This is a genomic window from Vallitalea maricola (assembly GCF_036985595.1).
Taxonomy (GTDB): Bacteria; Bacillota; Clostridia; order Lachnospirales; family Vallitaleaceae; genus Vallitalea; species Vallitalea maricola.
Map to the genome: position 1 here is coordinate 1 of NZ_BTPU01000381.1, position 244 is coordinate 244.

Sequence of the window (244 nt, forward strand, 5' to 3'; positions counted from 1 at the left end):
AAACTTCTTTGCTCCAAAAATAATCTGCACATAGAATTGTCCCAAGGTAATTATAATTTAGAAGTCAGAAGTATGTGCAGCGATAATAACATACTTATAGCACCTAAAAATGGTAACATGAACCGAAAAATCATAGAAAGTATGTCAGCAAAAATCAAAGTCAAATTATTTAAAGATGATTATGTCATATTTGAAGCCATTACTTATAATGGATGTGTGGTATATTAGTTATATTCCACACATC

Annotated in this window: 1 protein-coding gene; it reads left to right on the forward strand. The window is 29.5% G+C overall.

The genetic code is table 11. The annotated features are described in order from the left end of the window. Nucleotides 1–228: hypothetical protein (locus tag AACQ14_RS24395; protein WP_339366123.1), on the forward strand; the 228-nt coding region annotated here is incomplete at its 5' end. Nucleotides 229–244: the final 16 nt, after the last annotated feature.